The sequence below is a fragment of the Streptomyces iakyrus genome (assembly GCF_000717055.1).
Lineage (GTDB): Bacteria > Actinomycetota > Actinomycetes > Streptomycetales > Streptomycetaceae > Streptomyces > Streptomyces iakyrus.
Map to the genome: position 1 here is coordinate 52466 of NZ_JNXI01000019.1, position 15675 is coordinate 68140.

The following is a 15675-nucleotide window of genomic DNA, read 5'->3' on the forward strand; positions in this document are numbered from 1 at the left end:
TGACCGGAAGCCTTGATTCTTACCGTTGGCATACCCGTTTCTTACGTGGCCGGGGTAAGTGTGCGGACCTCTGCCTTTCAGGTGTGATCCGGGTAAAGACCTTGGATTCCGTGTGTACGGTTCCCTTTGCACCTGTGATCCGAGTCTCAAGTCCTTCCATATGCGGCGGTGTCCTGCCGTATGGTGAATCGACGCCTGTAGCACCACGGCGACCTTCGGAGGCCTCTTGCCCTGAAGGTCTCTTTTGTGTGCGGGCCGGTTCCCGCCGGCCCCGAGAGAAACGACCTGTGGCCGGGCCTCCTCGTGCGGCGACGCGCGTAGAGGCGTGGATCCCGGTGGCGACCGCCCACCGCTCCGTGACCCGGAGCGGACCCCCGTAGGCGTCGGGCGGACGGCCATGCCCACCGGTGCCGGCAGCCCCCACCGGGCGCACCACCGCTGTCGCGGGGCGCGTCCCGAGCAGCAAGGAACGACCATGGCGTCCAGCCTGACGAAGGACTCGGCCCGACCGGGCACCCCCGGTTCCGAGAAGACCTTCTTCGGCCACCCCCGCGGACTGGCCACTCTGTTCATGACCGAGATGTGGGAGCGTTTCTCCTACTACGGCATGAGGGCCCTGCTCCCGCTGTACCTGGTCGCCCCCGGTGGCCTGCACCTCAGCGCGGGCACGGCGACGGCGATCTACGCCGTGTACCTGTCGCTGGTGTACCTGCTCACCCTGCCCGGCGGCTGGTTCGCCGACCGTGTGCTCGGCCCCCGCAAGACGGTCGCCGTCGCGGGCGTGGTCATCATGCTCGGCCACCTGTGCCTGGCGCTGCCCGCCGCCGCGAGCTTCTACGTCGGCCTGGGCCTGGTCGCCATCGGTTCCGGTCTGCTGAAGGCCAACATCTCCACGATGGTCGGCCACCTCTACGACGGCCCCGAGGACCCCCGCCGCGACGGTGGCTTCACGGTCTTCTACATCGGCATCAACCTCGGCGCCTTCATCGCGCCGCTGGTCATCGGCACCGTCGGCGAGAGCGTCGACTGGCACCTGGGCTTCGCGCTGGCCGCGCTCGGCATGGCGCTGGGCCTCGTGCAGTTCCTGCTCGGCAGCCGCCACCTGGACGCCAGGAGCAGCGTGGTCCCGACCCCGCTGACGCCCGCCGAGAAGGCGTCCACCCTGCGCAAGGGCCTGATCTGGCTGGCCGTCGCCGTGGTCTTCTACGGCCTGGTCGGCGGCACCGGCCACTTCACCCTGAACTGGGCGCTCATCCCGCTGACGCTGCTCGGCCTGATCGTGCCGATCCTGGTCATCACCCGCATCCTGCGCGACAAGGACCTGGACTCCGGCGAGCGCTCCAAGGTGTCGGCGTACATCTGGTTCTTCGTCGCCGCCGCCGTCTTCTGGATGATCTACGACCAGGGCGGCTCCACCCTCTCGCTGTTCGCCAGCGACAAGGCCGACAACACGATCTTCGGCTGGGAGTTCCCGGTCTCCTGGTACCAGTCGGTCAACCCGGTCCTGATCATGGCGCTGGCGCCCGTCTTCGCCTGGCTGTGGCTGTGGCTGAACCGGCGCGGCAAGGAGCCGAGCACCATCGTGAAGTTCGCCTCCGGCCTGGTGCTGGTGGGTGCGTCCTTCTTCCTGTTCCTCGCCCCGCTGTCGATCGCGGAGGGCGGGCACAAGGCCGCGGCGATGTGGCTGGTCGCGATCTACTTCGTGCAGACCGTGGGTGAGCTGACCCTGTCGCCGGTGGGCCTGTCCGTGACGACGAAGATGGCACCGGCGAAGTACGCCTCGCAGATGATGGGCGTCTGGTTCCTCGCGGTCACCGCGGGCGACTCCGTCACCGCGCTGCTGTCCAACCCCGCCGTCGGCGGGGTCAACCTCGACAAGACGGGCTTCGTGGCGCTGGAGGCGGCACTGGCCGTGGTCGCCGGCTTCGCGGTGTACATGTACCGCAAGAAGGTCAAGGCCATGATGGGCGACGTCCGCTGACGCCGGTCACCTGATGCAGGAGAAGGGCCGCCGCACCCCGTGGTGCGGCGGCCCTTCGTCATGGGTTTCGCGCCTCGGACCGGTCGGCTTCCGGGGCGAACCAGGGCGGGGCCGCGGACCTGCGGGCGGCGGGCAGCCGCAGACGGCGGGCCGGCCGGGCCGCATGGCCGGGGCGGCGCGGGTGCACCCGGTCGACCACGGCCAGTGCGGCCCGGAACAGCGCCGCGGGGACGACCAGCAGGACGAGGACCCAGAACAGCGTCACGCCCCAGGGCCGGCCCACGCCCCAGGGGTGTTCGGCGAGCACCTTGCCGCCGTACTTCAGCGTCACGGTGTAGTCGCCGTGCGCCCCGGCCGCGAGCTCCACGGGCAACTCGATCCGGGCCTTGCCGCCCGGCCGGATCGAGCCCCGCCACCGCTGGTCCTGCCACTCGGGGGCGAACACGCCGTGCGCGGTGCCGACCTGGAAGACCGGGTCGCGCACGGGGGACGTGCCGACGTTGCCGACGGTGACCACGAGCGTCCGGGCGGGCGGGGAGCCGAACCAGGTGAGCAGACCGCCGGAGCCCCGCAGCCTGGTGTCCGCGAGCAGGGACAGCCGCCCGCCGGCCGCGTCCGCCGGCAGCGGTTCGACGGTGTGCCCGGCGACCTGGAGGGCCGCGTCGGCCTCGGCCGCCGCCCCCGTCACGGTCGCCACGTGCACCACGCAGGGGCACGGCACCGGCGGCTCGACGACGGGCAGTGCACGGCGGAAGCGCCCCTCCGCGTCGGTGGTGACGGCCCGGCCGTCGGCGTTGGCGCAGGAGTTGGTGCCGCCGGTCACCCCCCGCTTCGGCTCGGCCTGCCCGCACACGAGCAGCGTCAGCAGGGCACGGGGCCGCCAGCCGCTGCCGCTGACGGTGACGGAACCGCCCGTCCCGGCCTGGGACGCGGACAGTTCGACCACGGGCCGCTCCGCCGCCCCTGCGGGCCCGGCGCCCGCCAGGACCATCAGCAGCGCGAGCAGCACCGGCAGTGACCCATACGTAGGACGGACGGCGGGCGGCATCGGCGGCTCCAGCGGTCGTTGCGCTCAGCGGTGCACCGGCCGGCGAGGGTGTGCGGCGCTCAACGGCCCGTCCCTGCCTGCCGGTGACGCCGGGTCAGCCACAGGGCACCTGCCGCTCCGGCGAGCAGGACCGTGCCGCCGAGGGTGCCGAGGGCGACGGCCGAGTCCTCGGGCCCGGTCTGCGGGAGTCCGGCACCGCTGTCCGGGCCGGAGCCGCCGCCCTGGGCGGAGCCGGTGGTGGTGCCGCCGCCGCTCGCGGCCGTGACATCGAGGGTGAGGGAGGGGCCCGGGTCGTTCGTCGGGGTGCACGTGGTCGTCGTGCCGAGCGCCTTGATGGTGAGCACACCGGCCGTGAAGGTGACCTCGCCGCTCTTCTTCGGCGTGTACGTGCCGCTCAGGTCGCTGATCTTGATGGGTGTGTTGGCCGGGATCGCGGCGTCGTTGGCGGGGCCGGTCACCGCCAGGGTGCCGCTGTCGGCGCCGCCCAGGGCGATGGTGGCGCTCGGCGTCATCGCGCCCTTGCCCAGTTCGACCGGGCTGGAGGAGACGCCCTTCTGCCAGGACATGGTGATGCGGTAGCCGTCGCCCCGCTCGACGCCCTTGATGTCGATGGGCGAGACGGCACTCTTGTCGCCGATCGGCGTCTTGCACTGGTAGTTGACGTCGACGACCTCGGCCCGGGCGACGGGGGCGGCCATCCACACCGCCGAGCCGGCCAGGGCCGCGGCGGACGCGAGCACGGCGGTTCGTTTCCGGTACGACACGGTGCCGCTCCCCTTCCTGTTCCTGACGGCGCATCAGATAGGGCCGTCAAGGTACGCCCGGGGCCCTGAGGAAGGAAGACACGGCGCACACCGGATCCGCGGCGGCACGGTCACCCGTTCGGCCGCACGGCGGGCGCCGCACCGGCCGGAAAATCCGACAGGTGCGCACAGGGACAGACACCTACGCACTAAATCGCGACGATATATCCGGATCCGGAAAGCGGACCCGAAAGCGCGAGATCTGCCCGATATCAGGCGGGTGCGCCCAGCTCCGCCCACACCGTCTTGCCGGAGACGCCCGGCGTACGGACGACCCCCCAGTCCAGGCACAGGCGCTGGACGATGAACATGCCATGTCCGCCCGGGCGGCCAGCGCGGTGCGGGGTACGGGGGGCCGGCTGGCCGGTTCCCCGGTCCGCGACCTCGACGCGGATCACCTTGTTGTCGCAGGTGATGTTCAGCTGGTCCGGCCCCTCGGCATGCAGGCAGGCGTTGGTGACCAGCTCGGAGACGACCAGCAGCACGTCCTCGGCGGCGGCCCGCTGATCGGCGGAGGCGGCGGGCAGCCAGCCCCACGCGTACAGCGCCTGGCGGGTGAAGTCGCGGGCCAGCGGAACGACGCCACTCTCGTCGCCGAAGCTCAGCCGGCGCACCTGCGGGCCCCCCGGCGGCGCCACGGCCCCGGACGACGCACCCACGCCCTCGCCGGACGCACCGGCCGCCGCTACGCCACCCTCGGACGCCCCGGAAGCGCCGCCGGGCTCCGGCCCGCGGTCGCCCGGCGAGTAAGGCCGGGTGGTGCTCATCAGCGCTTCACCTCACCGATTCACCAGTTCACGATTCAAAAAATTCTCTGCACGGTCGGTCACGCAGCGCGCGGCGCGGCGGTTTCGCGGCACCCCCGTATCCCTGGCGACCGACAGGTTCAGGATGTCTCCTGCCCGGGCGGGCGAGTGGAACACCCATGTATTCCGCACGAATGACGTGACAGGACCGACACACCGGTCACAGGGGGATGTCCGAGGCGCCGCGCACCGACACACCGCCGGTCAGCCCGACTCGTCGGCCAGGGCCGCCTCGAGCGAGTCATGGACGCTGAAGACCGCATCCGCGCCCGTGATCTCGAATACGCGTGCCACCACCGGCTGCATGCCGGCGAGCGAGACGCCGCCACCGGCGGCCTCCGCCTTCAGCCGCGCCCCGAGGAGCACGTTGAGCCCCGTGGAGTCGCAGAACTCCAGGCGCGCGCAATCGATGACCAGGCGCTTGAATCCCTTGGCGAGGCAGTCGTCGAGTGGCTCACGCAACAGATCGGCGGTGTGGTGATCCAACTCACCCGCCGGGGTCACGACGGCACTAGAGCCCTCTTCCCGCACCTCCACCAGAAGCCGGCCAGACTGTGCGCTGCCGACCGTCCCGCGGTCCATGCCGTCTCTCTCTCCCGACGTCGAGGTGGTTGCTGACGCCCTCGAACACTACGCCTTCCCAGCACGCTTCGACACCCGAACAACTACACACAAACGGACATATGCCCACAGAACGCACTTGCGGTGGGCTCGGGAAAGCGGGTAGGCCTAGTAAGGACACGTACCCGACCACGGCCGGCTTTGGAGGCGCCGCACACCGCAGTGCACCTAACGGCTCCGGCAGCCATATGCCGAGAACGATGGAGGACATCATGTCACCCCGGCTCGACGCATCGCGTACCCAGAAAGCGACGTCGACACCCCCTCCGGAACATCTGGATCCCATCGAGCAGGACGAGATGCTCGTCACACAGGACGGCCTTCTCGCCGGACTTCCGGACATCCCCCCGTACGAGGAAGTCGACGCGGTCGACGCCCGGGCCCTGTCCAAGACCCTCTTCGAGCGTCTGGAGACGCTGGAGGAAGGGACCCACGAGTACTCGTACGTCCGCAACACGCTCGTCGAACTGAACCTCGCGCTGGTCAAGTTCGCCGCCTCCCGGTTCCGCTCCCGCAGCGAGCCGATGGAGGACATCATCCAGGTCGGCACCATCGGCCTGATCAAGGCGATCGACCGCTTCGAGCTGTCCCGCGGTGTGGAGTTCCCCACGTTCGCGATGCCGACGATCGTCGGCGAGATCAAGCGCTTCTTCCGCGACACCTCGTGGTCCGTGCGCGTTCCGCGGCGGCTCCAGGAGCTGCGGCTGGACCTGGCCAAGGCCGGTGACGAACTGGCCCAGAAGCTCGACCGCGCCCCCACGGTGGCCGAGCTGGCCGAACGCCTCGGGCTCTCCAACGACGAGGTCGTCGAGGGCATGGCCGCCTCGAACGCCTACACCGCCTCCTCGCTGGACGCCCAGCCGGAGGAGGACGACTCCGAGGGCGCTCTCGCGGACCGCATCGGCTACGAGGACCACGGGCTCGAAGGCATCGAGTACGTCGAGTCGTTGAAGCCGCTGATCGCCGAACTGCCGCCGCGCGACCGCAAGATCCTGTCCCTGCGGTTCGTCGCCGGCATGACCCAGTCGGAGATCGGCGAAGAGCTCGGCATCTCGCAGATGCACGTCTCGCGTCTGCTGTCGCGGACGCTGGTGCGGCTGCGCAAGGGGCTGACCGTCGAGGAGTGATCCTCACCGGGTGACGCTGTCCTTCGGGGGCGGACCGAGCGGTCCGCCCCCAGGCGCGTCCCGTACGGGGCTCAGCTCGCGCGCTGCTCCCGCACCAGCCGCTCCGCGCGGTCACGGCGGGAGCGGTTCAGCACGTCGACCGTCACACCGGCGCCCGCACCCGGTGTGGCCTCGGCCACCCGCAGCCGGTCGGCGAGCGTCCGGACCGAGGCGTCGTCCGGGCCGCGGTCGATGAAGAACAGCGACTCGTCCACGGGGCTGTCGTCGCCGCCCCAGCGCACCACGCCCTCGCAGTCGGCGAGGATGTCGCGCACCGTCAGCACCTGGAGCGGGAAGAGGCTGCCGCTCGCGCCCGCGCCCGGGCGGATCCGCACCGCGGTGCCCGAGGCGAGGTTGGACTCCGGCCCGCCCGTGTCCAGGCCGTCGATCCGCTGCCAGCCCGCCAGGTCCACGCGGTGCAGCTGCTCGACCTCGTAGTGGTAGCGCCGTACGACGTGGAGCAGGATCGCCTCCACGTCACCGATCCGGACGTCGACCTCGAGGCCGGTGCCGGGGACGGAACGCGTCCAGACCGTGGAGACATGGTTGGCCTCCTGCTCAAGGGGCCAGCCGTTGGCGGAGGTGGGAGCCTTCTTCGGCGCGCCCACCGGGCCGCTCACGGGGCCGCTCTTCGGGGCTGCCGTCGCGGTGGACGGGGCGATCGAGCCGATCGCCGCCGCGGCCGTGATCACACCGGCGCCCTTCACCAGGGTTCGTCTCGATACGGCGTTGCGCATGTCGTGCTGCACGTCTGCTGTTCCCTTCTCAGACTTCGGAGATGACGATGAGGACGAGCGTCGGCAGAAGCGTGGCGAGGACGCTCAGCACCCAGTAGCGGGCGGGCGACAGGGTCGTGCCGCGCCGCAGCGGGCGGTTGGCCAGCCACCAGAGCAGACCGAACACGAGGACGACCGGCCCCGCGACGAGGAACCACGGGAGCACACCGTCGTTCTCCGTCGGCTCCCGCTCGGTCAGCCCAAGTGCGGCCAGCGGCCAGTTCGACGCCAGGTACCAGAGCAACCAGATCGGCACCACGGCCGGGATCCCGAGCAGCACGTTCACGCCCAACGCGAGCTGCCAGCGCCTTGCCATCCGTCCTGCCTCCACTTCAGCGCCGGCTCACGTGGCGCGCGACAACGCGTTGTAGTTCTCCAGCACGTTGTACAGGCCGATCAGCTCGCGGCCGTACTGGGCCGCCGCGTCACCGGTGCCGTTGTAGCGGGCCAGCAGGGCCTGCGTCTGGGCCTGGGTGGTGTTCAGGTTCGGCCGCGGGGCGCCCAGCTGGTGGGCGTTGTAGAGCGTCAGGTACGCGACCGAGCGGATGTTGTACGTCTCGTCCTCGTGGAGCTGCTTCCACACTGTGGGGATGTCGTCGTCGGTGAGGGGCGAGCCGTTGATGATGCCCTGCTGCATGCAGTAGTTGCGTGCGTCGATCGTCACCCAGGCGAAGATCTGTCCCCAGCCGGTGCTGCAGTCGTCGTCCAGGCCGTTCTTCACGGCCTCGTCCGCGGCGACGTCCAGGGGGTTCATCTTGCGCAGTTCCCACAGCACGGGCGCCTGGATGAGCGCCTTGCGGAGTTTGAGCTGACGGGCGAGCGAGGTGAAGAGCCAGTCCGCGCTGAGCACCAGGTCGAACGCCTTGGTCGTGGAGATACCGCCCAGGGTGGCCCAGTCCTTGTCCGTCCAGCCGTCGCCGCCGGTCTCGGGGACGCCGATCGACTCCAGGTAGGCCTTCACGTCCTGGAGCATCAGGCTCCGGTAGGCGTCCTTGTCCAGGTCCGTGTCCAGTCCCCCGAGGTCGGCGCCCGGGTTGAAGTCGCTCTGGCCGAAGTCCCGCCCCGAGGCGATGTTGTTGTCGATCTCGATGAGGCCAGAGCCGGAGCCGACCTTGATCGTGGAGATCTGGTCGAACGCCCAGTTGGTGGGCAGCGGGTAGCCGAGGTTGCCGGAGAAGCCGCTGGACATGTCGGAGACGAAGCTCGTCGCCGCGTACCCGGCGTCGGCCACACGCTGGCAGACGTTGCGCGGGCCGTAGACGCCGATGCCGTAGGCGGAGTTCTCGCCGATCGTCCGCATGATGCCGCGGAAGTGCGGGATGATGTAGTCCGTGACCTCGCCGTCCATCGCGTCGTAGTCGACGGCGAAGTAGATGATGGTGCCGGGCTTGAAGCCGTGGAACTCGGCCCATTCGATCGCGCGGAACGCGTCAGCGGTGCCCTGGTTGTAGCTGAAGTAGTCCGCGGACCGGCTCCAGGTCTGGAAGATCGGGAAGCAGTTGAGGCCGTACTCCTTGATGGTGGCCAGCTCGCCCGGCTGGATCTGCTTCTCCGGCAGGCTCGTGCTGGAGGGGTTGAAGAGGTACCGGCCGATGTACTTGTAGCCGGCGTCCTTCAGCGCCTGCGCCCGCGCGGGCGTGATCTCGGTGACGCCGTCGCAGGCCGTGCCCTTGCGGGACTGGTCGCCGTAGGAGACGAGCAGCGAGGCCCAGGTCTGGAAGTCGCCCTTGCCGGTGACCGGGAGCTTGCTGAAGGACTGGAAGGTCTCCACGCCGGACTGCACGGTGGCGGTGAAGTTGCCGAAGGGGACGTTCCGCTTGTTCAGGACCATCGCCGCGGTGAACAGCTGCGCCCAGACGCCGGTGGTGCCGGTCGAGACGGTGTGGCTCTTCAGGCCGGACTGGGTGCCGGGCCCGAACACGCCGTTGGCGACGCCGTCCGCCATGCCCAGCTCGTACTGGATCGCGAACAGCATCGACTTGGCCACGTCGCGGGAGTGATACCCGTCGCAGGGGATGACGTAGAAGTCCTTGCGCAGGATGTAACGGCCGTTCAGCCACTGCTGGATGGTCCGGATGGTGTCCGAACCGCCGCTGACGGTGACGTAGGCGTCCATGTTGAACAGGCCCTTGACCACCTTCGGCCACAGGGAACTGCCGGGGTACGTGCCCGAGACGCCCATGTTCTGGTTGAGCTTCACGACCGCGGCCTTGACCCGGTCGTTGTACTGGCCGTCGATCTCGCCGCCGTCGTAGCCCTTGCAGTACAGGGCGGACTGGATGATGCGGCAGAAGTTGGCCGACGGGATCGTCGACTCGTCGAGCTTGCCGTACAGCTCCCCCAGCTTGCCGAGCGTGGTCGGGCCGAAGGAGTCGGACAGGGCGGTGATGCCCATCTCGTACTGGAGCGCCCTGGTCAGGGCATACATCACGGGCCAGCCGGTCTGGCCGTTCTCGTCCAGCTTGGATATGCCCAGCGTCGCGCCGTTGTTGTACGTGGTGTTGATGAATCTTTGGGCGCGCTGCACCATCTCGTCTGCCATGGGCTTCCTCCTGTCGTCCGGAAAGTGAGGCGGGGAGGAAAGCGGTGTCATCGCGGTGCGTTCGCTGTGCACGCCCACGTGTCCGCGCATGAAGCGGCACGCCCTTGCCGGGACGTGCGCTGAGAAACCCCCCTCGTCGCGGCGGCCCAAGGGTCGGGAAGCGGCGCGCAGCGACTGTGGCGCGATCTTCCGCCGCGACATGAAAGGGGTCAAGTCCGTTATGGGCGGTGGATGACGATGTGGCGGACCGTCAGGTTTTCTTTGTCATGCACTCGTGATGCATCCGGAATGCAAATCGTGCACAACCTTCGGGTGGTTTCGGCGGTCAGAAAGCCCTTTCACCGCGCCACCAGACGCCGGTGACCAGGGGGACGCCGGGGCGGTAGGCGAGGTGGACGTGGCTCGGGGCGTCGAGGAGGACCAGATCGGCGTACGCGCCCGGGGTGAGGCGGCCGATGTCGGTGCGCCGCAGGGCCGCCGCGCCGCCCGCCGTGGCCGACCACACCGCCTCGTCGGGCGTCATCCCCATGTCCCGTACGGCCAGCGCCACGCAGAACGGAACGGACGAGGTGAAGGACGAGCCGGGGTTGCAGTCCGTGGACAGCGCGACCGTGACACCGGCGTCCAGCAGCCGCCGGGCGTCCGGCCATGCGGCCCGAGTGGAGAACTCGGCACCGGGCAGCAGCGTCGCGACCGTCCGGCTGTCCGCCAGGGCGTCCACGTCCGCGTCCGTGAGGTGGGTGCAGTGGTCGGCGCTGGCCGCGTCGAGTTCGACCGCGAGCTGCACGCCGGGGCCGTAGGAGAGCTGGTTGGCGTGGATGCGGGGGTGCAGGCCCCGGGCCTTGCCGGCGGTGAGGATCGCGCGGGCCTGGTCGCCGTCGAAGGCGCCCTTCTCGCAGAACACGTCGATCCAGCGGGCGTGCGGGGCGCAGGCGTCGAGCATCTCGCCGGTGACCAGGGCGACATAGCGGGCCGGGTCCTCGGCGTGGTCCGGCGGGACGATGTGCGCGCCGAGGTAGGTGACCTCGTCGGTGTGGGCGGCGGCGATGCGCAGGGCGCGGGCCTCGTCCTCGACGGTCAGGCCGTAGCCGGACTTGGTCTCGAAGGTGGTGGTGCCCTGGCGGAGGGCTTCGGCGAGGTAACGGGTGACGTTGGCTTCGAGTTCCTCGTCGCTCGCCGCCCGGGTGGCCGCGACGGTGGTGCGGATGCCGCCCGCGCTGTAGGGGCGCCCGGACATGCGGGCGTTGAACTCCTGCGTCCGGTCGCCCGCGAAGACGAGGTGGGAGTGGGAGTCGACGAAGCCAGGCAGGACCGCCCGGCCGCCGGCGTCGACCCGATTGTCAGTGGCGGGTGCTTTCCTGTGATCACCGGTCCACGCGATGCGGTCGCCCTCGATGACGACGGCCGCGTCCTGGATCAGTCCGAGGGGGGAATTGTCACCGAGGGAGGGGTCGTTGGTGACCAGGCTGGCGATGTTCGTGATGAGCGTGCTTGCGGTGCTCGCGGAGTGGGCGGGGCTGACGGTCGTCGCGTTGCTCATGGCGTCCTTGGTGGCCTGGTCGGCGGTGGGGTCGGGTTCGGGGGCGGAGGCGGGCCGCGCGGGCGTGCGGCCCGGGGTCATCCGCGCAGGGCTTCGACGGCGTCCGCGAGGGCTCGCGGCACGTCCGGTACGAGGGAGTGGACCCCGTCCCGTACGACGTGCCGACCTGCCACGACCGTATGCGACACGTCCGCTGCCGACGCGGCGAATACGGCCGTCTCGGCCCCGAGCCGCGGAAGCGGCCCTGCCGTCCTGACCGAGTCGAGCGCGATGGTGGTGAAGTCGGCGAGTGCGCCGGGCTCCAGGGCGCCCGCGTCCTCCCAGCCGAGGGCCGCGTGGCCGTCGGCCGAGGCCGCCCGCAGCAGGGCCGCCGCCGTCCAGTGACCTCGGGTGCGGGTGCGCAGCCGCTCGTTCAGCTCCATGGCCCGCGCCTCTTCGAGCAGGTCGATCACGGCGTGGCTGTCGGAGCCGAGGGAGAGCGGTGACCCTTCGTTCTGGAGGGCGACGGCCGGTCCGATGCCGTCCGCGAGGTCCCGCTCGGTGGTCGGGCACATGCAGGTGCCGGTGCCGCTGCCGCCGATGAGGGAGATGTCCTCGGCGGTGAGGTGGGTGTTGTGGACGCCGGTGGTGCGCGGTCCGAGGACGCCGTGCAGCGCGAGGAGCTGGGTCGGAGTGCAGCCGTGGACCTCCCGGCACGCCTCGTTCTCGGCGGTCTGCTCGGACAGGTGGACATGGAGCGGGGCCCGCCGCTCCCCGGCCCACCGCGCGACGGTCTCCAACTGCTCTGCGGGCACGGCCCGTACGGAGTGGATCGCCGCGCCGATCCGTGCGTGGTCCCGTTCCTTGAGAAGTGAAGAGCGTGCGGCCCAGGCCTCGGCGTCCCCGTCGGAGAAGCGGAGCTGGTGGGTGGTGGGCGGTTGCCCGAAGCCGGAGGAGAGGTAGGCGGTGTCGAGGAGGGTGGTGCGGATCCCGGCTTCGGCGGCGGCCGCGATGAGGGCCTCGCCCATGGCGTTGGGATCGGCGTAGGGGGTGCCGCCGGGGGCGTGGTGGACGTAGTGGAACTCGCCGACGGCCGTGATGCCGGCCAGGGCCATCTCGGCGTACACGGCGCGGGCGAGCGCGTGATAGGTGTCCGGGGTCAGCCGGTCGGCGACGGAGTACATGACCTCGCGCCAGGTCCAGAAGGTGCCGGAGCCGACCTGGGCGCTGCCGCGCAGGGCGCGGTGGAAGGCGTGGCTGTGGGCGTTGGCCAGGCCGGGCAGGGTGAGGCCGCGCAGGGGTTCGGCGCCGGGCGGCGGGGCGGTCACCCCGGTCCGGACGGCGGTGATGCGGCCGTCGGCCGTGTCGAGGGCGACGCCCGGCTCGACGTGGGTGCCGAGCCAGGCGTGTTCCAGCCAGTACGTCTGCGTCACCTGCACGCGAGTCCTTCCAGTACGTCGGCGAGTGCGAGTACCCCCGCCACGCAGTCGTCCTCGCTCGCGGACTCGGCCGGGGAGTGGGAGACGCCGGTGGGGTTGCGCACGAACAGCATGGCGGTCGGGATGCTCCCGGACAGGATCCCGGCGTCGTGTCCGGCGCCGGTGCCGAGGACGGGGACCGTGAGGCCGGTGTCCGCGCCGAGGATGCGGGCGAGTTCGTCGCGCAGGGCGTGGTCGAACTCGACCACGGGGGTGAAGGACTCGCGGACGACGTCGAGGTCGATGCCGTGCGCGTCCGCGTAGCTCCGGGCCGCCTTCTCGATGCCGCCGACCACGGTGTCGAGGCGCGTCTGGTCCTCGGCACGGGAGTCGAGCCAGCCGCGCACCAGGGAGGGGATGGCGTTGACGCCGTTGGGTTCGACGGCGATCTTGCCGAAGGTGGCGACGGCTCCGGCGAGTTCGGCCTCGCGCCGGGCGGCGAGGACGGTCTCGGCGTAGGACAGCATGGGGTCGCGCCGGTCGGCGAGCCGGGTGGTGCCGGCGTGGTTGGCCTCGCCGCGGAAGTCGAACCGCCACCGGCCGTGCGGCCAGATGGCGCTGGCGATGCCGACCCGGTCTCCGGACAGGTCCAGGGCCCGGCCCTGTTCGACGTGCAGTTCGACGAAGGCGCCGATACGGGCGAGCCGTTCGGGGTCCGGCCCGATGGCGTCCGGGTCGTATCCGGCCGCCTCCATGGCCCGCGGCAGTGTCACGCCGTCGCCGTCGGTGAGGCGGTGGGCCTGCTCGCGGGTGAGCTGTCCGGCGGTGAGCCGGGACCCCACGCAGGCGAGCCCGAACCGGGCGCCCTCCTCGTCGCCGAAGTTCACGATGGCGAGGGGGCGGTCGAAGCGGGCGTCCCTGCCGCGCAGTTCGTCCAGCGCGGCGAAGGCGGACACGACTCCGAGGGGCCCGTCGAAGGCGCCGCCGTCCGGCACGGAGTCCAGGTGCGACCCGGTGACGACGGCGTCGCCCTCGGCGGGGTCGCCCAGCCAGGCCCACTGGTTGCCGTTCCGGTCGACCTCGTGGGAGAGGCCCCGCGCGCGGGCCTGGTCCTCGAACCAGGCGCGGCAGTCGGCGTCGGCGTCCGTCCAGGCGAAGCGCCGGTAGCCGCCGGACGCGGAGCTGCGGCCGACCGGCAGCAGCTCCGCCCACATGCTGTGGAAACTCACGCGCCGTCACCCTCGCGCATCGGGACGCGCACGCCCCGCTCCCCCGCCACCGACTCCGCGATGTCGTAGCCGGCGTCGACATGGCGGATGACGCCCATGCCGGGGTCGTTGGTGAGCACCCGGCGGATCTTCTCGCCCGCGAGCGGGGTGCCGTCGGCCACCGTCACCTGGCCGGCGTGGATCGACCGGCCCATGCCGACGCCCCCGCCGTGGTGGATCGACACCCAGGACGCGCCTGAGGCCACGTTGACCATGGCGTTCAGCAGCGGCCAGTCGGCGATGGCGTCGGAGCCGTCGAGCATGGCCTCGGTCTCGCGGTAGGGGGACGCGACGGAACCGCAGTCGAGGTGGTCGCGGCCGATGACGACCGGCGCGGCCAGCTCCCCGCTCGCGACCATGTCGTTGAACCGCTCGCCGGCCTTGTCTCGCTCGCCGTAGCCGAGCCAGCAGATCCGGGCGGGCAGGCCCTGGAAGTGGACGCGTTCGCCGGCCATCTTGATCCAGCGGGCCAGGGACTCGTTCTCCGGGAAGAGGTCGAGGACCGCCTTGTCGGTCTTGGCGATGTCGGAGGCCTCGCCGGACAGGGCGGCCCAGCGGAAGGGGCCCTTGCCCTCGCAGAACAGGGGGCGGATGTAGGCGGGGACGAAGCCGGGGAAGGCGAAGGCCCGGTCGTATCCGGCGAGCTGGGCCTCGCCGCGGATGGAGTTGCCGTAGTCGAAGACCTCGGCGCCGGCGTCCAGGAAGCCGACCATGGCCTCGACGTGCCGGGCCATGGACTCGCGGGCCCGGGCGGTGAAGCCGGCCGGGTCCTTGGCGGCGGCGTCGGCCATGTCCTCGAAGGCGGTGCCCAGCGGCAGGTAGGCCAGGGGGTCGTGGGCCGAGGTCTGGTCGGTCACGATGTCGATGGGGGCGCCCATGGCGAGGAGCTGCGGCACCAGCTCGGCCGCGTTGCCGAGGACGCCGATGGAGAGGGGGCGGCGGGCGTCACGCGCCTCGGTCGCCAGCCGGAGCGCGTGGTCCAGGGAGTCGGCCTTCACGTCGAGGTAGCGGTGCTCGATGCGCCGGTCGATGGCACGGGGGTCGCAGTCGATGCAGATCGCGACGCCGTCGTTCATGGTCACGGCGAGCGGCTGGGCACCGCCCATGCCGCCGAGGCCGGCGGTCAGGGTGATGGTGCCGGCCAGGGTGCCGCCGAACTTCTTCGCGGCGACGGCGGCGAAGGTCTCGTAGGTGCCCTGGAGGATGCCCTGGGTGCCGATGTAGATCCAGGAACCGGCGGTCATCTGCCCGTACATGGTCAGGCCGAGCTGTTCGAGGCGGCGGAACTCCTCCCAGTTGGCCCAGTCGCCGACGAGGTTGGAGTTGGCGATGAGGACGCGCGGGGCCCACTCGTGGGTCTGCATGACGCCGACCGGGCGGCCGGACTGGACCAGCATGGTCTCGTCCTGCTTCAGCCCCTTCAGCGTGCGCACCATGGCGTCGAAGGAGCGCCAGTCGCGGGCGGCCTTGCCGGTGCCGCCGTAGACGACGAGCTTGTCGGGGTGCTCGGCGACCTCCGGGTCGAGGTTGTTCTGCAGCATCCGCAGGGCGGCTTCCTGCTGCCATCCCAGGGCGCTCGGTTCCGTGCCGCGCGGCGCTCGGACGGGGCGGGGTCCTGACATGGGCTGCCTCCTGGTGGGTGCTCCCGACGGAATGTTGCTGACTCTATTCACATCCTGGCCTCATGAATAGGCCTAGTCAATACGTCGGGGTGTCGGCCGCGGCGG

13 protein-coding genes are annotated in these 15675 nt (G+C 70.9%); 2 read left to right on the plus strand and 11 right to left on the minus strand.

The window, feature by feature from the left end; translation table 11 throughout:
- The first annotated feature begins 475 nt into the window (after nt 1-475).
- A complete protein-coding gene (locus OO68_RS28355; RefSeq protein WP_033312015.1) occupies nt 476-1981 on the plus strand; it encodes a peptide MFS transporter in 1506 nt (501 codons plus the stop codon).
- A gap of 58 nt (nt 1982-2039) precedes the next feature.
- On the opposite strand, the gene OO68_RS28360 is transcribed toward OO68_RS28355, so the two are convergent.
- The 4 genes from OO68_RS28360 to OO68_RS28375 all read right to left on the minus strand — a co-directional run bounded on the left by OO68_RS28360 (nt 2040) and on the right by OO68_RS28375 (nt 5220).
- The gene (locus tag OO68_RS28360; protein WP_033312016.1) at nt 2040-3029 is read right to left on the minus strand and encodes a hypothetical protein; all 990 of its coding nucleotides are present in this window, start codon (nt 3027-3029) and stop codon (nt 2040-2042) included.
- Nucleotides 3030-3088: 59 nt separating this feature from the next.
- Nucleotides 3089-3793, minus strand: coding sequence for an LPXTG cell wall anchor domain-containing protein (locus OO68_RS28365; protein ID WP_033312017.1), 705 nt, complete (start codon nt 3791-3793; stop codon nt 3089-3091).
- Between the two features lie 251 nt (nt 3794-4044).
- Nucleotides 4045-4599: an ATP-binding protein gene (locus OO68_RS28370; RefSeq protein WP_033312018.1), complete on the minus strand. Its 555-nt coding sequence runs from the start codon at nt 4597-4599 to the stop codon at nt 4045-4047.
- A 243-nt stretch (nt 4600-4842) separates the two neighbouring features.
- Complete coding sequence (locus OO68_RS28375) at nt 4843-5220, minus strand: STAS domain-containing protein (RefSeq protein WP_030844747.1); 378 nt, start codon at nt 5218-5220, stop codon at nt 4843-4845.
- Nucleotides 5221-5459: 239 nt separating this feature from the next.
- Between OO68_RS28375 and OO68_RS28380 the strand changes: the two genes are divergently transcribed.
- Nucleotides 5460-6386, plus strand: coding sequence for an RNA polymerase sigma factor SigF (locus OO68_RS28380; protein ID WP_033312019.1), 927 nt, complete (start codon nt 5460-5462; stop codon nt 6384-6386).
- A gap of 71 nt (nt 6387-6457) precedes the next feature.
- Here the strand turns inward: OO68_RS28380 and OO68_RS28385 are convergent, their stop codons facing one another.
- The 7 genes from OO68_RS28385 to hutU form a co-directional block, all read right to left on the minus strand.
- Nucleotides 6458-7174, minus strand: a complete 717-nt coding sequence (locus OO68_RS28385) for a hypothetical protein (protein WP_245237197.1) — start codon at nt 7172-7174, stop codon at nt 6458-6460.
- Between the two features lie 16 nt (nt 7175-7190).
- Complete coding sequence (locus OO68_RS28390; RefSeq protein WP_033312020.1) at nt 7191-7517, minus strand: hypothetical protein; 327 nt, start codon at nt 7515-7517, stop codon at nt 7191-7193.
- Nucleotides 7518-7544: 27 nt separating this feature from the next.
- On the minus strand, nt 7545-9743 hold the full coding sequence (locus tag OO68_RS28395) for a glycoside hydrolase domain-containing protein (protein WP_033312021.1): 2199 nt from the start codon (nt 9741-9743) through the stop codon (nt 7545-7547).
- Nucleotides 9744-10068: 325 nt separating this feature from the next.
- On the minus strand, nt 10069-11364 hold the full coding sequence (gene hutI / locus OO68_RS28400; RefSeq protein ID WP_033312022.1) for an imidazolonepropionase: 1296 nt from the start codon (nt 11362-11364) through the stop codon (nt 10069-10071).
- The gene (locus tag OO68_RS28405) at nt 11361-12701 is read right to left on the minus strand and encodes a formimidoylglutamate deiminase (RefSeq protein ID WP_033312023.1); all 1341 of its coding nucleotides are present in this window, start codon (nt 12699-12701) and stop codon (nt 11361-11363) included. The genes hutI and OO68_RS28405 overlap by 4 nt, the downstream gene beginning before the upstream one ends.
- Nucleotides 12692-13909 carry an allantoate amidohydrolase gene (locus tag OO68_RS28410; protein WP_033312024.1) on the minus strand — a complete coding sequence of 406 codons (1218 nt, stop codon included), beginning with the start codon at nt 13907-13909 and terminating at the stop codon, nt 12692-12694. Before OO68_RS28410 ends, OO68_RS28405 begins: the two co-directional genes overlap by 10 nt.
- The gene (gene hutU / locus OO68_RS28415) at nt 13906-15570 is read right to left on the minus strand and encodes a urocanate hydratase (protein WP_033312025.1); all 1665 of its coding nucleotides are present in this window, start codon (nt 15568-15570) and stop codon (nt 13906-13908) included. The genes OO68_RS28410 and hutU overlap by 4 nt, the downstream gene beginning before the upstream one ends.
- Between the last annotated feature and the right edge of the window lie 105 nt (nt 15571-15675).

What these genes read in the sequence shown, in the direction of transcription:
- OO68_RS28370 (WP_033312018.1), bottom strand. Translation starts at nt 4,599, where the DNA reads ATGAGCACCACCCGGCCTTACTCGCCGGGCGACCGCGGGCCGGAGCCC.
- OO68_RS28380 (WP_033312019.1), top strand. Translation starts at nt 5,460, where the DNA reads ATGGAGGACATCATGTCACCCCGGCTCGACGCATCGCGTACCCAGAAA.
- hutI (WP_033312022.1), bottom strand. Translation starts at nt 11,364, where the DNA reads ATGACCCCGGGCCGCACGCCCGCGCGGCCCGCCTCCGCCCCCGAACCC.
- OO68_RS28355 (WP_033312015.1), top strand. Translation starts at nt 476, where the DNA reads ATGGCGTCCAGCCTGACGAAGGACTCGGCCCGACCGGGCACCCCCGGT.
- OO68_RS28360 (WP_033312016.1), bottom strand. Translation starts at nt 3,029, where the DNA reads ATGCCGCCCGCCGTCCGTCCTACGTATGGGTCACTGCCGGTGCTGCTC.
- OO68_RS28390 (WP_033312020.1), bottom strand. Translation starts at nt 7,517, where the DNA reads ATGGCAAGGCGCTGGCAGCTCGCGTTGGGCGTGAACGTGCTGCTCGGG.
- hutU (WP_033312025.1), bottom strand. Translation starts at nt 15,570, where the DNA reads ATGTCAGGACCCCGCCCCGTCCGAGCGCCGCGCGGCACGGAACCGAGC.
- OO68_RS28375 (WP_030844747.1), bottom strand. Translation starts at nt 5,220, where the DNA reads ATGGACCGCGGGACGGTCGGCAGCGCACAGTCTGGCCGGCTTCTGGTG.
- OO68_RS28395 (WP_033312021.1), bottom strand. Translation starts at nt 9,743, where the DNA reads ATGGCAGACGAGATGGTGCAGCGCGCCCAAAGATTCATCAACACCACG.